The 18,639-nt window shown below is 36.7% G+C and carries 14 protein-coding genes and 2 riboswitches; of the genes, 8 read left to right on the plus strand and 6 right to left on the minus strand.

Annotated features, from left to right (window positions below; translation table 11 throughout):
* Positions 1–109 precede the first annotated feature (109 nt).
* Together ACSKT4_RS06270 and ACSKT4_RS06275 are read left to right on the plus strand one after the other, a co-directional pair.
* The gene (locus ACSKT4_RS06270; protein WP_186869087.1) at positions 110–1,648 is read left to right on the plus strand and encodes an AbgT family transporter; all 1,539 of its coding nucleotides are present in this window, start codon (positions 110–112) and stop codon (positions 1,646–1,648) included.
* 175 nt (positions 1,649–1,823) lie between these two features.
* A riboswitch (Lysine riboswitch) is annotated at positions 1,824–2,001 on the plus strand.
* Positions 2,002–2,120: 119 nt separating this feature from the next.
* Positions 2,121–3,323, plus strand: a complete 1,203-nt coding sequence (locus tag ACSKT4_RS06275; RefSeq protein WP_186869086.1) for an aspartate kinase — start codon at positions 2,121–2,123, stop codon at positions 3,321–3,323.
* A gap of 732 nt (positions 3,324–4,055) precedes the next feature.
* Here the strand turns inward: ACSKT4_RS06275 and ACSKT4_RS06280 are convergent.
* Positions 4,056–4,418, minus strand: a complete 363-nt coding sequence (locus ACSKT4_RS06280; protein WP_186869085.1) for a hypothetical protein — start codon at positions 4,416–4,418, stop codon at positions 4,056–4,058.
* Between the two features lie 167 nt (positions 4,419–4,585).
* Here ACSKT4_RS06280 and ACSKT4_RS06285 point away from each other — a divergent pair, with 167 nt between their 5' ends.
* Positions 4,586–4,822: a hypothetical protein gene (locus ACSKT4_RS06285; protein WP_186869084.1), complete on the plus strand. Its 237-nt coding sequence runs from the start codon at positions 4,586–4,588 to the stop codon at positions 4,820–4,822.
* A 1,062-nt stretch (positions 4,823–5,884) separates the two neighbouring features.
* Here ACSKT4_RS06285 and ACSKT4_RS06290 read toward each other — a convergent pair.
* From ACSKT4_RS06290 to mgtE, 4 genes are all read right to left on the minus strand, one after another.
* Positions 5,885–7,432: a BCCT family transporter gene (locus ACSKT4_RS06290; protein ID WP_186869083.1), complete on the minus strand. Its 1,548-nt coding sequence runs from the start codon at positions 7,430–7,432 to the stop codon at positions 5,885–5,887.
* Positions 7,433–8,094: 662 nt separating this feature from the next.
* Positions 8,095–9,807, minus strand: a complete 1,713-nt coding sequence (locus tag ACSKT4_RS06295; protein WP_186869082.1) for a serine hydrolase domain-containing protein — start codon at positions 9,805–9,807, stop codon at positions 8,095–8,097.
* A 377-nt stretch (positions 9,808–10,184) separates the two neighbouring features.
* Positions 10,185–10,832 carry a DUF421 domain-containing protein gene (locus ACSKT4_RS06300; protein ID WP_186869081.1) on the minus strand — a complete coding sequence of 216 codons (648 nt, stop codon included), beginning with the start codon at positions 10,830–10,832 and terminating at the stop codon, positions 10,185–10,187.
* Positions 10,833–11,064: 232 nt separating this feature from the next.
* Positions 11,065–12,423: a magnesium transporter gene (mgtE, locus tag ACSKT4_RS06305; protein ID WP_186869080.1), complete on the minus strand. Its 1,359-nt coding sequence runs from the start codon at positions 12,421–12,423 to the stop codon at positions 11,065–11,067.
* A 228-nt stretch (positions 12,424–12,651) separates the two neighbouring features.
* Positions 12,652–12,818, minus strand: a riboswitch (M-box (ykoK) riboswitch).
* 304 nt (positions 12,819–13,122) lie between these two features.
* Between mgtE and ACSKT4_RS06310 the strand changes: the two genes are divergently transcribed.
* Positions 13,123–13,701, plus strand: a complete 579-nt coding sequence (locus ACSKT4_RS06310) for a sugar O-acetyltransferase (RefSeq protein ID WP_186869079.1) — start codon at positions 13,123–13,125, stop codon at positions 13,699–13,701.
* A gap of 113 nt (positions 13,702–13,814) precedes the next feature.
* Here ACSKT4_RS06310 and ACSKT4_RS06315 read toward each other — a convergent pair whose 3' ends face one another.
* The gene (locus ACSKT4_RS06315; RefSeq protein ID WP_186869078.1) at positions 13,815–14,225 is read right to left on the minus strand and encodes a MerR family transcriptional regulator; all 411 of its coding nucleotides are present in this window, start codon (positions 14,223–14,225) and stop codon (positions 13,815–13,817) included.
* 316 nt (positions 14,226–14,541) lie between these two features.
* Here ACSKT4_RS06315 and ACSKT4_RS06320 point away from each other — a divergent pair, with 316 nt between their 5' ends.
* From ACSKT4_RS06320 to ACSKT4_RS06335, 4 genes are all read left to right on the plus strand, one after another.
* The gene (locus tag ACSKT4_RS06320) at positions 14,542–15,582 is read left to right on the plus strand and encodes an NAD(P)-dependent alcohol dehydrogenase (RefSeq protein ID WP_186869077.1); all 1,041 of its coding nucleotides are present in this window, start codon (positions 14,542–14,544) and stop codon (positions 15,580–15,582) included.
* A 294-nt stretch (positions 15,583–15,876) separates the two neighbouring features.
* Positions 15,877–16,365, plus strand: a complete 489-nt coding sequence (locus ACSKT4_RS06325) for a MarR family transcriptional regulator (RefSeq protein WP_186869076.1) — start codon at positions 15,877–15,879, stop codon at positions 16,363–16,365.
* Positions 16,366–16,367: 2 nt separating this feature from the next.
* Positions 16,368–17,546, plus strand: a complete 1,179-nt coding sequence (locus tag ACSKT4_RS06330; RefSeq protein WP_186869075.1) for an MFS transporter — start codon at positions 16,368–16,370, stop codon at positions 17,544–17,546.
* A 298-nt stretch (positions 17,547–17,844) separates the two neighbouring features.
* Positions 17,845–18,498 carry a TetR/AcrR family transcriptional regulator gene (locus ACSKT4_RS06335; RefSeq protein WP_465823035.1) on the plus strand — a complete coding sequence of 218 codons (654 nt, stop codon included), beginning with the start codon at positions 17,845–17,847 and terminating at the stop codon, positions 18,496–18,498.
* The last annotated feature ends 141 nt before the right edge of the window (positions 18,499–18,639 follow it).

The following is an 18,639-nucleotide window of genomic DNA, read 5'->3' on the forward strand; positions in this document are numbered from 1 at the left end:
ATTTATTTTATTCAATGATAAAATGTGTTCACCCTGCTTATTAATCTGAATTTTCAGAAATGAGTTTAATTTACAACAACAGAATTAGTTTTTAGGAGGACTATTTTTTATGGCGAAAAAAAGAAAGGGGCTATTTCAAAGCTCTTTAGATAGGATTGAACTAGTTGGGAATAAACTGCCCCATCCAGCAACATTGTTTGCAATTTTGGCACTTCTTGTTATTTTACTCTCGGCAGCTTTACAACCATTAAATATTAGTGTTGAACACCCTGGTGAAGAAGGAACCACGGTAGAGATCAATAATCTGCTAAGTGCAGAGGGTATTCAATATATATTCACCAATATGACAAGTAACTTTATCGGCTTTGCTCCATTGGGCGTTGTCCTACTGACGATGTTAGGAATAGGAGTGGCGGAACGTACAGGGCTCATAAGCGCACTTCTTAGAGGATTTGTATTGTCTGTACCTAATCGATTTATTACGTTAGGATTAGTCTTTGCTGGTATTATGTCTAGTGTGGCATCTGATGCAGGGTATGTTGTATTACCACCACTAGGAGCACTTATTTTTGCTGCGATTGGAAGGCATCCACTAGCTGGTCTGGCGGCAGCATTTGCTGGTGTTTCTGGAGGATTTAGTGCTAACCTATTATTATCTGGTACGGATGCGATGTTAGGGGAGCTGACGATTGCAGCAGCTGCAATAATTGACCCAGCATATGCAGAGACAATGAACATAGCAATGAACTGGTTGTTTATTTCTGTTTCGGTATTCGTATTAACATTTGTCGGTGCGTGGGTTACAGAACGAATTGTAGAACCACGACTTGGCGCCTATAAAGGTGATCAAAAAGAAGAATTGGAAGGTCTTCAAGCAATTGAGAAAAAAGGTCTAATCTGGGCTAGTATTACAGTGGTAATCGGTATCGTACTTGCGATGTTGCTTGTAGTTCCACCAAACGCACCGATGCGCGGTTTAGAGGGCGATGCAATGGAACAAATAATTCGATCGCCATTTATGAGTTCATTAGTACCAATTATTGCTATACTATTTTTTATTCCTGGTATAACATATGGAATTGTTACCAAATCCATTCGAAGCGATAAGGATGTTGCTAGCCAAATGTCAGATACCATGGCATCTATGGGAACATTTATTGTTTTGGCATTTACAGCGGGACAGTTTGTAGCATACTTTAATGAAACAAATATCGGACTAGTTATAGGTGTTTATGGTGCGGATTTTCTAGGGAGTGTTAATTTAACTGGTATTCCGTTACTTATTCTATTTATTTTGATTACCGCATTTATTAATTTGTTTATCGGAAGTGCTTCTGCAAAATGGGCGATGATGGCACCGGTCTTTGTACCAATTATGATGCAGCTTGGGTATTCACCAGAGCTAACACAAATGGCATATCGTATTGCAGACTCTTCTACGAATATCATTTCACCATTGATGACTTATTTTGCAATAATTATCGCATTTGCACAGAAATATGATAAAAAAATGGGTATTGGTACGTTAATTTCCACAATGGTTCCATATTCTATATTCTTCCTATTTAGTTGGATGATTATGCTTATTGTCTGGATGCTGTTAGGACTACCACTTGGACCAGGTGGACCATTAGAATATCATCCTTAATAATTTTAGAAAAGCATTGCTTCAGAGGAGGCAATGCTTTTCTAGTAACAAAACTCTATGGAAAAGGAAGGGATATTGAGAAATAGGCTATTATCTAAAAATAGTTTGATAAACTTTTAAGCTATTGGTTTACAATTCGGCGAAATTTTCATATACTTACAATATTAATTGAATACTAATTGGATGAGGTGCGAATGTCATCAGTAACTTACTATGTAAATCTGCAAATTGTAGTAAGCGAAAGGGGCCTTTGCCGAAATAGAGTTCTGTTTGCAGACAGGTCTCTGTTGGATTGTATATTAAGAGTATGCAGTCTGTCATTATTCTTTGAATAATGGAGTGCTTCCACTTGTACATAGGACAGATCATGAAACAAGTCGGAATACTCGGCTTGTTTTTTTGTTGGGATAATACTATGCCCAATTTCTGACCCATCTTAGAGGTAGCAGCATCCGTAGAAAGAAGGAAGATTATGAAACGAAATGTACTTAAATTTGGCGGTACGAGTGTTAGTAGTCTGGAGAAAATTAAAGGTATAGCAGGCTACTTGAAGGACCGCGTGAGACAGGGAGAACAGCTAGTAGTAGTCGTTAGTGCAATGGGGAAAACAACTGATGAACTATTGGAACAGGTGAGTACGATTACCCAATCACCTAACGAACAGGATTTGGCTGTCCTCCTAACAACCGGTGAGCAGCAGACCATCTCCTATCTATCTATTATTTTAAATGATCTAGCGGTAAAATCTAAGCCTCTTACAGGTTACCAAGCTGGTATCGAAACAGTTGGCCATCATTTAAAGAGCAAGATTTCAAAAATTAATACAAAGCTTTTTGAACAACTCTTTGAAACATATGATGTTCTTATCGTCGCTGGTTTCCAAGGATTTAATACGGACAATGAAATTACTACACTTGGCCGTGGAGGATCTGATACGACAGCTGTAGCACTTGCAGCAGCAATTCAATGCCCATGCGAAATTTATACAGATGTGGCAGGGGTCTATAGTACCGACCCGCGAATCTATCCTAATGCTAAACGGCTACAAGTAGTTTCATATGAGGAAATGATGGAGATGAGTGCGCTTGGTTCAGGTGTTCTCGTATCCCGAAGCGTAGAAATAGCAAAGAATTTCAATATTCCTATTTATTTAGGTAAAACACTATCAGATGAGAAAGGAACTTGGGTTATGTCAACGGTAGAAATGATAGAGAAAAAAGCGGTCACAGGTGTTGCGATTGATCAGGATATGATTCATGTGACATTGAACTATCCTGAAAATGATATACACCTACTTGATAGAGTATTCATCCATTTGGAGCAAGAGGAAGTTAATGTCGATATGATCTCACAGATCACGAACAATGAAGGATTACAATTATCTTTTACGATGAAGGACACGGAAGAATATCAAATCCAGAAAATCTTCTCCCATCTAAAAGAAGACTATCCTGAACTCTATTTCAAAATAGAAAACCAATTTGCTAAAGTATCCGTTATTGGTTCAGGAATGCGTGACATGACGGGGGTTGCCTCCAAAGTCTTTCGTACATTAATTGAATCCGATATTCCATTTTATCAGGTTACGACATCTGAAATCAGCATTTCTTATGTTGTAGATATCGAAAATGGGGAAAAAGCAGTACAACTCTTGTGCAAAAGCTTTGAACTATAAGTTTCTGTATACATTTAATGATTAGGGTAAGTGGTTGTGAAAACAACTGCTTACCTAAAATTTGTTGATCTAACCTTACAAATAAGCTACTTCTTAGCAGAAGCGAATATAACATTTGAACAATTGTATAATTTTTCCATTGCGGGATTATAACCTAAAATGGCTATCTCCATTAACTTAATAAAAAAACTATATGTTAAATGTTGGAGAAAAGCAGGTTGTACCTTAAATGTACAACTGAAGATAGTTACTAAAGAGGAAATTCTATACTTGTTGTTATACTTTTTTTGTCTTAGAGAATGTCTTTGAAGATTATTGTACGAAATAATTGGTGGTATGGATAATTCTAAATCATTTGTTTGATCTTTATAAAGTTAAGTTGTGAATTTGGGTGTAGTCCACTCTCAAATAAATAGGGGTTGGGAAAGTTACCAATTTTTTGACTGAAATTTGGTATATATTTTGTTGGTTTTTGTCAAAAAAACTGTTCACTTTCCCAATACAAAGTTTTAGGTCTTCCATGTTACAATGGATATAGTTGGAAATTAATAACATGACGCATAAGGCATAATATAATTTGGTCTGAATACCCTTTCTCGAAATATGATAACATATGCGAAATATTTATTAGATGGCTAACTGTCATGGATTTTAAAATCTATGATATTAATATATTATAAATTTCCTATTAACAATTTTTATAGGAGAGGAATAGGTGTTGAAAAAATTAAGTTAATAGGAGAACAAAAACAAAATAAAAAGGAGAGGGTTATATATTATGAAGAAGATTCTAAAAGTTGCCTGAGTATTAGAAAGAGGTGTATCTAGCATGTTTACTTCTTCTACTAAAGCCAGATTTGGGTCACTTCCATTTAATGTATTTTGAATCAATTCATTTGGGTTTCTCATATATTCTAAGAATAAATTTTGATCTTTTAAAGACAATTTCATAAACTCGTCTAGACTCTTTTTTGCTTGTATAACCGCTTCTTCTACACTACTCTCATCAATCCCCAGTCTTATTGCTTCTTTTTCATCATAATTTTTCAAGTATTCAATGTAGTTCTCAGGGCTTTTAAGTTGGTTTAAAGACATATCAGTTGAATCTGCAGATACTACTCCTGTAAACGTAATAAGAGCTAGACATGAAATGATTAGAAACATAAGAACATAGTGGCTCATTAACAGCATTAGGTATTAAATGGACAACTTATAAGATTGAAGGAAAATATGAATACAATAGTAAGGGAGCTACAAAAAAGTTGAGTAACAGAGCTTGGGTTTCCTGGAATGTTAATCCTACTGTAACAAACTCAAAGACAAGCGATTCAGGATTTATTAGCGGAGGACAATATTATGGGGAAGGTTCATTTAACTATAAAATTGGTGTAATAGGAACAGGGATTGGAGCAACGATTGGTACAGTAGAAATTAGAGTAAGAGGTGACAAAAGCGGAAAAAGAAGTGGAAATTTTTGGACAACGGTTGGTCCAAACTAGTTTTATGATGTATGAATTGATCTTTAGTTAGGATATCTTATGAATAAACTAAAGAACATTTTCTATAAGAAGCAGTAATGTTACTAGTGAAGGAGGAGGGCATAAAATTAATATTACCAGGAATTCCAGACATATATGCCCAAATTCTTACATGTAGTATGGTAAATCTTTTAACTATAACTGATCCATAAAAGGAAATATTACCCCCTTATAATAATATACATACTTCTTTATGTAAATTTAACAAATAATATTATAATTTCTATCATGAGGAGTGTTCTTATTGAAGAGGTTAAAGATTGTTATAATAGGTTTAATATCACTTATTATATTATTTATAATTATCGGAATAGTCGCTTTGAATAATCCAATAAATGGTTAAAACTTGGATGTTTTCAAGTTTTTTAGCCTGACCTAGTAGTATAGCAACAATATTTGTAGGACTTCTTTATAATTGTCAACGGTTAAATGTCTATTTTTGCTCATTTAATAAAATACAGATCTGGCCCCTTAATCCCCGTTCTCCCCTGACCTTTGATAGATCGGGGAGAACTCTGTATATTTTTATTTCTCTCCTTGAGCATCTTTTCCAAGTAATCTTTTATACTTAAAAATCACCTAAATATTAATACCATCGCGTGTTGCAGTACTTGGTCTAATGTCGCAGTTGCTATTTGATAATAAACTATTGGAGGGATGAATTGTAGTCGCAATAAACTATACCTATGGGCATGAAAAGAAAAAGGAAAACAAGAGGATATAATTTACACAATCTAATGATGTGTGAATATCAAGTTATAAAGAAAATCTAGCACAAAAGGTAAAAAGACAAGTATATGATGTATTAGATGATCTTTCCAATAAAAGATAATTGATGAAGAAGTAGAATTTATATACTAACCTAATTATGATAATCAGACGGTTCAAATATTTATCATGATGTACTATATTATTAAAAAAACATCCCCTAATAAACTAGGAGATGTTCTTAATTTTATTTATTAACCATGTTATTTTTCGAACATATTCGTCTATAAAGTTCTTATTTTACAACTTCTACCTTCACTTCTTTGTAGATTCAACTGAAGGTACTATATGTTGTTCTTTTGCCATCTGCTTTACAATTATTGGTGCACTCCATAGTGGTGGAAGTAGCAATATCGATACAGGTACTGCGGTTACAACGATAAAGTTTTGCAATGCTTGTATACTACCTTCCCCAATTGTGAGTAGTACGACGGATAATATACCGAATAAAACGACCCAAAAGACTCTCATCCACTTTTGTGGTTGATCTGTGCCTTGTAAGGTTACGGCTACTGTATAGGAAATGGAATCTACTGTAGTCGATACAAACACTATACTAACGATTAAGAACCCAATAGCTATCCATAATCCCATTGGTAGTTGATCCATAATTGCCATTACGGTCGCAGGCATTCCACCAGCATCTAATGGGGTTGAAATGGAACCAGGATTTTCTAGTTCATGAGATAATCCAGTTCCACCAACAACGGCAAACCAGAAATTACTAACTAATGGAGCAATAATAGCTACAGCTATAATAAGCTCTCTTATCGTACGACCACGCGATATTTTACTAATAAAAATAGCCATCATTGGTGCATAGCCTAGGAACCAGCCCCAGAAAAATACTGTCCAATAACCAAGCCAAGCTTGATCTGCACGATATAAATTCATTTCGAAAAAATGCTGTAATTGAAATGCTTCCGCACTAATAAAAGAATCGATTAAAAACATGGTTGGACCAATAATGAGAATAATTGCTGTTAATAATACAACAAATATAACATTTAAACGACTTAAGAACTGAATACCTTTGTCAACTCCACTTGCTACTGATATAGCAGCAATAAGGATTAGTGCGCCAACAACGATAATATTCGTAGCCAACGTATTTGGAATACCTAGTAAAAAGTGAAGTCCATAACCAATTTGCAGACCTAAAAATCCAATCGGACCCATGGTACCTGCAGCAACTGCAATAATGGAAACAATATCCGCAGTTGAACCAATTATACTTTTGGTAAATATTTTTTCACCGAAAATAGGGTATAAAATAGCACGTGGTTTAAGTGGATATCCTTTATGATAATGAGCATACATGAGGACAATAGTTGTTAACGTACCTAAACACGCCCAAGCTAGGAAGCCCCAGTGCACAAAGCTTTGTGATAAAGCTGGTGTGACTGCCTCTTGTGGTGTCATCCCAATATTTTCAAACAACGGTGGAGTGGTAACAAAATGATAGATTGGCTCTGATGCAGCCCAAAAAACACCACCACTAGCTAGAAGCGTACATAAAATCATAGAAATCCAACGGAAATAACCGTTCTCAGGCTTCTCCATTTTTCCTAACTTCAGATTTCCATATTTAGAAAAAGCTAATATAATACCAATTACAAAATTCCCTAGTAATAATAATTGCCAATACGCACCAAAAAAAGTTACGGACCAATTGAAGGAATCGGTTACCCAACCTTCAACCATATCGATGTCAATTAATGAAAAAATGACAAAGAGGAATAAAAATCCTCCACTTACAGCAAATGTAGTCCAGTCCGTTTTGAAATTCTTTATTGTTTTCATTCTTTTCCTCCCAGAATATATAACGAAGCGAGAACGTTATGTTAATCTTCTATTGATAATCTTTGATGTCTTGAGGAAAAGGTTACGGAACTGAAGTACCACTTGCTCTCTTTCTGAACCTACACCTATTATAGTCGTCTAAAATAATTTCACCTACCTTCATTTAAATTTAAAAACGTGATTAGCCGAATGATAAGTTTAATATTATATCGATAAAACGCCATTCAGTCAAACCACTGAACTGTTAAGAGAAGCATTTGATAGAAAAGATGGAAATGGAGTGATGAAGTGTTGGTGCAATTACTGAAGATGAAAGGGGAGTTGGAGAGATAGATTTTAAAGGAAAATTCTTTAAGGAAATTGCTTAAAAATAAGTCAAAAACAGTAGAGTCTGTTGAAGGATTTAACAATGAAGATGCTACTCGCGTGGTAGATTAAATAGGACTATAAATTGTAGGGGAGTCATTGGTATGGTATTGACCCTAAAGTTAGTTTCTAATTTAACTTTTAGGGAGTGGAATCCAGTTAGATGTCCTTGTTTCTAAGTCAACTAGTAGTCTACCCATAAGTTTACTCAAAACTTATGGGTAGTAACTTCATAAGATTAGTCTTTATAAGACAGATTATTCTACCTAGGGCAGTGTGACAAATAACATATAGCTTTAATAATTACGTTTTACCCAATCGTCACTGACCCAATCTACCGGTAGTTTCGTATGAGAAGAATCATGGAGCGTTAGGTTTGCAACATACCAACCACGTCCATGATAATACGTGTCTGTATGATAGCGGAAACGGATATGTGTAGTCTCAGCTGGAATGGTTACTTCTTTCGATATCCAGTCAATACTAGTACCTGTGAATGGTTCGATTAGCTGTACCCAATTTTCCCCATCGTATGATATTTCGACGATTCCAAAGTCTGCGTCTTGTTCTGTTCGATACCATGTATCAAATGTTAAAGTGGCATCTGTATCTAAATTTACCTCAGCGGTTAGTGTTCGATCTAAAAGGTCACCATATCCTGCAAACCATGCCCCATCTTTCTTATTAGGCATTGAGACAGGAATCGCATCAGCAACTAGCTCGGCAAATTGGCGTCTCGCTGGATTGGTTGAAACCGTATTTCGGCTCGGATGAACACGATTGGTTAGTAATATGGCGATGGTGTCGTTGTTTTGATTAATTACAATGGATGTACCAGTATATCCTGTATGTCCAAGGGAGGATGCCTCCGTTAGGCCTTCCATATACCACATCTGTGATAGCTCCCAACCAAGTCCATGATCATCACCAGGGAATTCTGGTATTTGATTTTCTACTAGTAGAGTAACCGTTTCAGGCTTTAATAATTGTGTTCCTCCATATCTACCTTCATTAAGAAACATATGTGCAAGAATGGCCAAGTCATGGGCAGTTGAAAAGACACCAGCATGGCCTGCAACACCGTCAAGTGCCCATGCTTTCTCGTCATGAACTTGTCCCCATACAATACCTCTATCTGTCCATGGCATATACTCTGTTGCGGCAATTCGGTATTTTAATGATTCAGGTGGATTATACATCGTATCGTTCATATGAAGCGGATCTGTGATGGTTTCCTTGACATAGTGATCTAATCTTTGACCAGATAAGCGCTCAATCAGTATTCCTAACGTTATCATATTTAAATCACTATACGTATATACGGTGCCAGGTTCATTTGTGAGTGGATACTGGAGTACATATTGGTGGCGATTCTCACGGGTCCCCTCTACATCATAAACAGGGGCGCTAGGTGGAAATCCGGATGTGTGGGTCATGAGTTGACGTATCGTCACATGCTGCTTTCCGTTCGTTGCGAATTCTGGAATATGTTTTGCGACAGGATCATCAAGTTGGAAAAGGCCATCTTCATACAGTTTCATTGCTGCCGTTGTTGTGAAAATCTTGCTAATCGAAGCAAGGTCAAAAATCGAGTCTTTTCTCATTAGTGTTGGATTGTCTGCCTCAGTAAATTGATCGTCTTCGTATAAATAAGCATGTCCATACGCTTCGTGCTGAACAATATGTCCACTTCGAGCGACAAAGGTAACAGCTCCAGGGAATGCTCCATTATCAATCATCGATTCCATTACGGAATCAATATTCGATAACGGCGCTTCTATCATTCCAGCGCCTCTGATAGAGCCAGGATGTAGAACTGGCGAGGATGGGACAGGATTACCCCAAGAAAATTTCGGATGTGGCTTAAGCGATGCCTTCTTAGGATGTTGTTTTTCAATCGTCGGCCCATTAAAAAAGTCGTATCCGGCTTGGGTTGTAGCGCCAGTACTAAACAACATCATGGTGACTAAGGCAATTGATAACATTATATAGACTAGTTTACGTAGCATGATTCTCCTCCTTATCATTTTTTATAATAGCAAGGTCAATGATGTAATTTGATTATAAAAAAAGAATTAGAAGGGGTATATGCAACTTAGGAATCAAAAATGGATTGAATTATTAAAATATTACGACTTATGTAGTGGGTGATTGGATAGGCTTTTTACAAAAAAGGTGCGGTTACAGTCATGAACTTTTTCGTACCGATTAAATGTTGTTATAACAAATAGTTAACAAGATTAGTGACGATACGAGAGAGATTGACGCTTATAGTAAGATCAATTGGCATTCTACCTTCCTTGAAACTGGGGATAGGTGAAGCTTTATCGTTATGTTGAGAATCTCATACTCGGTCTGGAAGTATTCTATCCATAATCACTTAAAACTAGACACGTTCATTCTGGTCTTTCTTTTGAATGTGAAATTCCTCGTTCATGTAGCTACAATAAAATATATTCTCTATTTGGTTGTAGCCCCTATTTTGTAGTTCAGTTAGTAACCATTCCTTTGTTCTTTTAAGTATTTTTAGATTGTTCTCTTGAATGATGCCATCTAAGATTAATGGTAAGGTAAAATGGCTATTTCCTCTTTTGAAGATAGATAACTTTCCAGACCTTTCTAAGACAGCATATTCTACTTCACTTATATCGGCGATTTCTGCTTGCCTTAATTGAAATAGAATATCATCTAAAGTATATTTATGCTTTCTGAGATTCTCTTCTATTAATTTGCCATTATCAATTAACATAACTGGCGTACCTTCAACTATTTTACGAAATGGTTGACTTTTTATTCCAAAGGTTTCGAGTGTTACTTGTAAGAGGATAAGTAACAAGATAGGCGATAATGCTCTAATCATCGAGATGTTAATGTCTTCAATGGATATGACTGCTAGTTCTGCAATCATGAGGGAGACAATAATGTCAAGTAAGCTTATTTCTCCTAATTCCTTTTTACCCATTAAACGAAATAATAGTAATAGTACAATAAAAACGATTAGTGTTCGTAGTAAAGTAATGACGATTTCACCCAAACCCCAAATTCCTCCTAGACCATTAAACGTATACAGTTGGTATTATTCCATGTATAGAGTAATCGATTCATAGAGATAGATGATGCTTACATGATTACTTAAGAAAAATCCGCGGGGATTACGGTGATAAGCTAATACAGTTTAACAGTAAGTTGTTAATATACATAAAAAATCCCCATATAAAAAACAGACAAGTAATTATCCGCATTTTATAAGGGGAATTTTTTGATATCTACATTAAGTGGCTTATAAAAATTGTTGCAATGCCAAAGTAAATCATTAATGACAAAATATCATTTAAGGTTGTAATTAGTGGCCCGGATGCTACAGCAGGATCAATTTTAAAATGATGGAGAATTAACGGAATGATAGTTCCTGCTAATGTTCCGATAATAAGAGTGACCACTAAAGTACTACCGACAACGAGTCCTAATATCGGACTACCTTGCCAAATATATGCAATTACGGAAATCAGAATTCCGCAAGTTACGCCGATAATAATACCTACTAATAGCTCTCTAAAAATAATCTTGGCTATTACGACTTTGTTAATATCTCGTGTAGTAAGTCCTCTAACAACTACAGCCAATGACTGTGTACCCGTATTTCCAGTCATTCCTGCGATCATTGGCATAAAGAATGCTAAAGCGACAACTTTTTCAAGTGTTTCTTCAAAAGTACTGACAATCGTTCCGGATATTAATCCAATAAACAATAGCAGAATTAGCCAAGGTAATCTCCGATAGGCTGCTACTGGAGCTTTCGTATCGAAGTCGATATCTTTACCTGAAGCTGACAATTTTTCTATGTCTTCTGTCGCTTCTTTCATTAATACATCAATCATGTCATCAACTGTAAGAATCCCAACTAACACATGGTCATGGTTCACAACAGGTACCGCTAAGAAGTCATAGCGTTGAATAATTTGAGCGGCATGCTCTTGGTCTGTATCTACTGTTACTGAGATGACGCGTTCATACATAATATTTTTAACTTGTTGATTGGGCTCAGATAAAATTAGGTCCCGATAGGAAAGAACACCAGTCAGTTTTTTCTCCTCATTGATTACGTATAAATAGTTAATGCTTTCAGCAATCTCAGCATATTCCCGTAGTTTTACCATAACATCTTTTACGGTGTAGTGTTGCGGAATCCAGACATATCGATTCGTCATTAATCTTCCTGCAGTTTCAGGAGGATAGTTCATTAAGTCTTGCACAACTTGTGATTCTTCTTTTTTCATTTTTGCCAAAAAGTTTATCTTATTCTCTGGAGAAATATCCTCGAGTAGGTTTGCTAAATCATCATTATCCATTTCATCCATGACATGTACTGCCTTTTTGGCGTCCAATTTATTTAAGAGATTCTGTTGTTGTTCTTTGTCGAGCTCCTGAAGAATGTCTGCTAATTGAGCGATGCTTAGAAACGATAAGAATCGATTTCGATGCTTATCAGGTAACATTTCGTATAAGTTGGCAATATCGTACGGATGTAATTCATCTAATAATAATTGCAATTCATTTCTCTTTGCTTCTTTCAAGTATTGAACTACTTGTGTGGTAATTTCGTTTGGTGTAGAGTTCTTTATCATTTGTTTCACCCTCTTTAATTAGGATGTTCTGTCCATTAAAAAGAAGGAGAATAGAAATTCTTCCATCAGGTGTATTAAAATGGACAAAACCCTTAAACTATTTATGAAAGACCTTCTGATGTACCTATACGACTCGGGACTACTATCCACTTTAACCACCCCCTTATAAAATAAAAAACACCTTCAAAGAATGAAGGTGTATATCAAATAAACTACAACGTAAATATAATAGGCCTCCATTCGTAGAGCTTTAGCACTGTGCGGCATAGGAAATGAATCCAGCTACATTAAAAACTACCTTATGTCGATAGTTTCTGTTGACCCATTGGCATCTTTGGATGTTTCTGGGCAGCAGCATATCTCCAGCACAGGAGCCTCACCTAACGAAGTTATTCAATTGACAATATATTATTATAGGAGGGGCATTTTGATTTGTCAATAATGTCGTTTAACTTTTTTTATAAGAATGACTTTTATTTTTTGGATTAAACTTCTTCGTGAAATGGATGGAATCGTTACCACTTTACTTCTATAAATCTAGTGCCTTAACGTGCACAAGTTGTCATTTTTAAACACTGTATTAATCATAAATTTGTAGAATGGATCAAGTAAGCAAAAAGACTATTCTCTTGAACTAGAGTTAACTGTAAGGGGTAAGATAGGGGAAGGATTATTTTCAGACCAGTAAGGAGGATTCTAATGGATATTCAGGAATTTTTAGCGCATTTAAACAGAGGAGAAGCAGTTGAAGGTGGCTCGGAAATGCATCAGGTGATGCACAAAGTCTCTCAGGAAGCATTGAGGATAACCGCTGAGCTAAACGGACAGTATCATACGAATGAAGAGATTCAGGAATTATTTTCTCAATTGATTGGTAAGCCGGTGGATCAATCATTTGCTTTGTTCCCTCCTTTTTATACAGATTGTGGGAAAAATATTACTGTTGGCAAGAATGTTTTTATCAATTCTGGTTGTCGCTTTCAGGATCAGGGTGGGATTACAATTGGTGATGGTGTTCTTATTGGGCATAATGTTGTTTTGGCAACCCTTAATCATGATGTAAATCCAAATAATCGAAAGGATATGTATCCTGCTCCAATAACTATTGGCAAGAATGTTTGGATCGGTGCTAATGCTACCGTCGTTCCCGGTGTCACCATTGGTGATGGAGCTATTATTGCAGCTGGTGCCGTTGTAACTAAGGATGTTCCTGCTAATGTTATTGTGGGAGGGGTACCTGCGAAAATGATAAAGGAAATCGAAATCAGTAAGGAATAATATGGTAGTATTCTTACCTTATTAGAAATGCTTCCTTTTATTGTTCCCTGAAGAGTAGTGAAAAATAGATCACCTGTATTCATACATAACAGGATGAATACAGGTGGCTATAATTAATGGGGAATCTCTATTTTATCCTGCTTGTGAACATCCTCAGTTCCAGCATCTAATGCAATTTTGTAATAGGAGCATTTATGCTCGATAAGTTCCATTGTTTTCTGCAGCTCTGCTATTTGTGCTTCCACACTAGCCTTTCTTTCCAGAAACATGTCGTATCTTTGTTGCAACGTGGAATCCCCGTCAGCACACCAATCAATAAAGTTTTTGATCTCTTTAATCGGCATCCCGGTTGATTTCAGGCATTCAATAACTTTTAACGCGTCAATATCCGACTCTTTAAACAATCTAGTGCCATTAGCCGTTCGTTCTACAAAAGGCATCAGTCCTTCTTTGTCATAGTAACGCAATGTATACACAGTAAGATTTAATTCTTTTGCCACTTCGCTGATTGAATATGTCTTCATAATAATTCCCCTTTTTAATTAGACTTCGAGTTAACTCTAGTATCATGTGGGGAATTTTATCACGATAATTCCTAAGAGTCAAAAACTGGGAAAATACTTCTCAATTTAATGGAGGTATCAACTAAAAATGTTGATAGACTAAGCGGAAATCCAATGAAATCTGCATCGTGATTAGGTTTTGAAAAAAGTAAAATTAGTGCTTGACCTCGAGTTAACTATAGGTTTTAATATGGGGGTTACAAGAGAATGAAAATTGTAATTTATGTCATTCTTCTAAGAATTTTCTCTTGAAACAGATACTATAGGAGGTTTTATTATGATAACTGCCAAAGCGAGAGCTATCGACGGTCCAGACAAACCATTTCGAGCGGCAGAAATTAAACGCCGGGACCTTGATTCGCATGATGTATTGATCGAGATAAAATATGCTGGCATATGCCATTCTGACATCCATACTGCACATGGTGAATGGGGGCCAGTTCACTACCCGCTCGTACCTGGACATGAGATTGCCGGAATCGTTACGTCTGTTGGACCAGAAGTTACGAAATTCAAGATCGGTGATCGTGCAGGTGTCGGTTGTATGGTGGACTCTTGTGGAGAATGTCAGAACTGTCGTAATGGAGAGGAACAGTATTGTCTAAAAGGGAAGGTTGATACGTACGCTGGTGTTGACAAATATGGGGAGCCAACTCAAGGTGGTTATTCGACTCATATTGTTGTACCGGAAGACTTTGTGCTTAAAATACCCGATAATATCGAGCTTGATGTTGCAGCACCATTACTTTGTGCAGGTATTACAACGTATTCTCCGTTAAATCATTGGGGTGCTGGCCCAGGTAAGAAAGTAGCGGTTGTAGGGATGGGCGGCCTTGGTCATATGGCTGTTCAAATTGCACATGCTATGGGGGCAGAGGTTACCGTATTGTCCCAAACATTAAACAAAAAGCAAGATGGCTTACAATTGGGTGCAAGCCATTACTATGCAACAAGTGACCCAGAGACGTTTGAGAAGCTTACTGAATCCTTTGATTTAATTATAAATACCGTAAGTGCAACGATTAACATGGATGCTTATTTAGGTTTGCTTACGCTTGATGGTACGCTAGTCAATGTCGGGGCGCCTGCTGAACCGTTATCATTAAGTGCAATGAATTTAATCGGTCGTCGACGCTCATTCGCAGGTTCCATGATTGGAGGAATACGCGAGACGCAAGAGATGTTGGACTTTTGTGCCAAACATAACATTACTCCGAGGATAGAAGTTATTTCCGCCGATCAAATTGATGAAGCTTATCAACGAGTATTAGCTTCTGATGTGAAATACCGATTCGTAATTGATATCAGTACAATGTAAGAACTAAAAATAATCTCTTCAGATCTCTTTTAGGAGAGTAATCTTATTCATCATTTTATAGCATTGAGAACGTCATAAGTCTCAATGCTTTATTTTTTACTGTTTATTAATAATCTCCCTGAATTTTACCATAAACTAGCCTCTTAACCGCTATGTTGCTTCTTGAGGAGGTGGGGGATTGAATTCGAGCTATCATCGTTTTATTGTTTAACAGAATAATTGACATTATTTTAGTTAACTGGTAAACTATATTTGTTAACTGGTTAACTAAAATGAAAAGTCAGGTGATATAGTATGAATCATTTCGATAAAAAAATGGAAACATTGAATGCTCTACAACAATTGATTAAAGAAAGAGAAGCCAGCCAAAAGAGAAGGAGTTTTAGTAGAACCGATAACGAGGATTCCATTATTCAGGATTGGACTCTCACGCAATTACATATTGCATCAGCCATTAAAGCACAAGGGTCTGCGAATAATACATCACTTTCTAAAATGTTAAATGTCTCAAAGCCGGCTATTACAAAGGCAATCAGGAAAATGTTGGAGAAGAATGTTGTGGTTGAATCAAGACAGGAAGAGAATCAAAAGGAAGTGTATTATCTCCTTACTGATTATGGGGAGCAACTTGCTAAGATTCATGAACGGTTACATGAACAAGCAAGAAATCGGTACCTAAGCCTGTTGGATAACTTTGATGAAGAAGAGTTGGAGACGATTATTACTTTCTTAAAGCTGGTTACTGACAATCTCAAACAGGATGACCTTACATTAGGTGAATAACGATGACAAGTGGTGTGACACAGAATAAATCGTTGGCATTGTATACGTTGAGTATTAGTGCATTTTTTGCCTCGTTAAGCCAGAATATCTATACACCAATCATTCCACTTATTCGGGACTCGTTTAACGTATCTGTCAGCTGGGTTAATTTTACCGTCAGTAGCTTTATATTTATTGTTGCCGTGATACAGATTCTCTTGGGAACCGTGGTTGATCAACAAGATAAAAAAAGGTTATTGCTAATCAGCCTAATCCTGATGGGAGCATCAGCTGTTATCTGTGCTTATACGAACAGCTTTACGCTGTTTATATTGTTTAGAATGGTTCAGGCTGTCGGGGCAGGGATCATCCCATTAGTAGCAATCAGTATGGTTGCACAGCTGTTTGAGGAGGAAGCGAGAGGTAATGCTATGGGGACCTATCAAATCCTCCTTACACTTGCACCGGCTGTTGCACCAGTACTCGGGGGTTTTATTGGAGAGTATTTCGATTATGAGGGAATTTTCTATATCCTATTCTTAATAGCTATTGTCCTACTTTTGCTTGTTGTATATCTTCCAAGTGAAATAGTCGAGAAATCCGTGGAAAGACAGCCCAAGGGATTCTTTCAGACATACAAGGCGGTACTTTCCCATCATGTCGGAGCATGTATGATGATAGTCAGTTTTATTGTGTTTTTTATATATTTTGCTGTTCTTGTCTATTTGCCCGTCATGCTCCAAGATTATTACCATGTATCCTTACAGGTCGTAGGCTTATTGTATTTACCGCTGTCTGTTAGCATGATATTAGGAAGTATGTTATTCAAAAGATTGCAGAAAAAAATATCCCTCCACCATTTAGTTGTCTCCATATTAATTATCATGCCATTAGAGATTATATTATTTGGCAAGTTTCATACGTATTCCCTTATGTGGTTAAGCATTATTCTATTTGGTTATGGTATCATGTTGGGGTTTTCTGCACCTCTTTTCTCGACTATTATTAGCAAGGAATACTGTGTGAACCGAGGGACTGCTTTAGGCGTATTTAACTTTGTTCGTTATGTAGGAATGGCACTTGGAGGAATGTCGTCCGCATTGTATCGTGTCATGCCTAGTTCTGTTTTGTTTATGCTTTTTGGTTCCTGTCTGTTTTTGATTTCCATAGTATCTTTTAAAGTGGTTCGCAAAGCTTTATAGACCATTGAATCGTAAAGATGACAACGAGCTGATGATGTCCAGCTCGTTGTTTTTTAGAGGCTTCCGTAATAACCGTTATAAGCCCGGCCATCTAGATGGTCGGGTTCTTCATTATCACACTGAAACATATCATCCATCAAAAAGGTCAGCTACTCAGTGACAAACTCCTTATAATTCCTTGTTCTTAATCCCATCTAGGTGTTTCAACTTTTTTGTTTCATAATTTATTGACAATTCATAATGGTATGGTATTCTATTACTGACTGACAGTCGGTCTAGTGTAATGGGAGATGTAAAAATGAGAGTTGTAAAAGAAGCAGAGAAACGTAGGAATGAAATATTAGATGCAGCGGAGGACCTTTTTAGGCGGAAAGGATTTGATGGCACCAGTACTAAAGATATTCTTGATCATGTTGGAATCGCACGAGGAACATTGTATTACCACTTTAAGTCAAAGGAGGCAATTATGGATGCACTGATTGATCGGTTTAGCGACCGTATATTAAGTGCGGAACAAGAGATTGCAGTAGATAAGCGTATCCCTATAAACGAACGAATAGTCCGTGTGGTAATGGCTCTAAACGTAAGTGGTGGTAGTGGTGAGGAGTATAAGGAGCACATACATAAGCCTCAGAACGCCTTGATGCATCAGAAAATACAGAAGGTAATTTTGAATGAAGTTCCTCCGATCCTAACAGGTATCATTCGCGAAGGCATTGAACAAGGAATGTTTAGTACACCGTTTCCCTATGAATGCATGGAAATGGTTGTGGCGTATATGAACACGGTTTTTGACGATGATATGGTTGATATGACGGACGAGGAGCGTATAACACGTATACAGGCATTTATTTTTAACTTGGAAAGATTGCTGGGTACTGAAAGCGGAAGCCTTATGTACATTATGGAGATGTTTAAAAGCGAAAACGGGGATAGCAGTTCAGGAAAGTAGAAGATTACTTTATTAAATAGAACAACATATATTACTAGTCAACCAAGAGGAATTGGTTCTAATTATTCTTCCCGGACTGGGTCTCATCGTTACAGCACTATTTACTACTAAATCAATGCGAATTCATGTACCACGGAAAGG

It is taken from the genome of Ornithinibacillus liuyingii (assembly GCF_055550225.1).

Bases quoted from the DNA above. Each gene is read 5' to 3' on its own strand.
- ACSKT4_RS06270 (WP_186869087.1), top strand. From the start codon at position 110: ATGGCGAAAAAAAGAAAGGGGCTATTTCAAAGCTCTTTAGATAGGATT.
- ACSKT4_RS06275 (WP_186869086.1), top strand. From the start codon at position 2,121: ATGAAACGAAATGTACTTAAATTTGGCGGTACGAGTGTTAGTAGTCTG.
- ACSKT4_RS06280 (WP_186869085.1), bottom strand. From the start codon at position 4,418: ATGTCTTTAAACCAACTTAAAAGCCCTGAGAACTACATTGAATACTTG.
- ACSKT4_RS06290 (WP_186869083.1), bottom strand. From the start codon at position 7,432: ATGAAAACAATAAAGAATTTCAAAACGGACTGGACTACATTTGCTGTA.
- ACSKT4_RS06295 (WP_186869082.1), bottom strand. From the start codon at position 9,807: ATGCTACGTAAACTAGTCTATATAATGTTATCAATTGCCTTAGTCACC.
- mgtE (WP_186869080.1), bottom strand. From the start codon at position 12,423: ATGATAAAGAACTCTACACCAAACGAAATTACCACACAAGTAGTTCAA.
- ACSKT4_RS06310 (WP_186869079.1), top strand. From the start codon at position 13,123: ATGGATATTCAGGAATTTTTAGCGCATTTAAACAGAGGAGAAGCAGTT.
- ACSKT4_RS06315 (WP_186869078.1), bottom strand. From the start codon at position 14,225: ATGAAGACATATTCAATCAGCGAAGTGGCAAAAGAATTAAATCTTACT.
- ACSKT4_RS06320 (WP_186869077.1), top strand. From the start codon at position 14,542: ATGATAACTGCCAAAGCGAGAGCTATCGACGGTCCAGACAAACCATTT.
- ACSKT4_RS06325 (WP_186869076.1), top strand. From the start codon at position 15,877: ATGAATCATTTCGATAAAAAAATGGAAACATTGAATGCTCTACAACAA.
- ACSKT4_RS06330 (WP_186869075.1), top strand. From the start codon at position 16,368: ATGACAAGTGGTGTGACACAGAATAAATCGTTGGCATTGTATACGTTG.
- ACSKT4_RS06335 (WP_465823035.1), top strand. From the start codon at position 17,845: ATGAGAGTTGTAAAAGAAGCAGAGAAACGTAGGAATGAAATATTAGAT.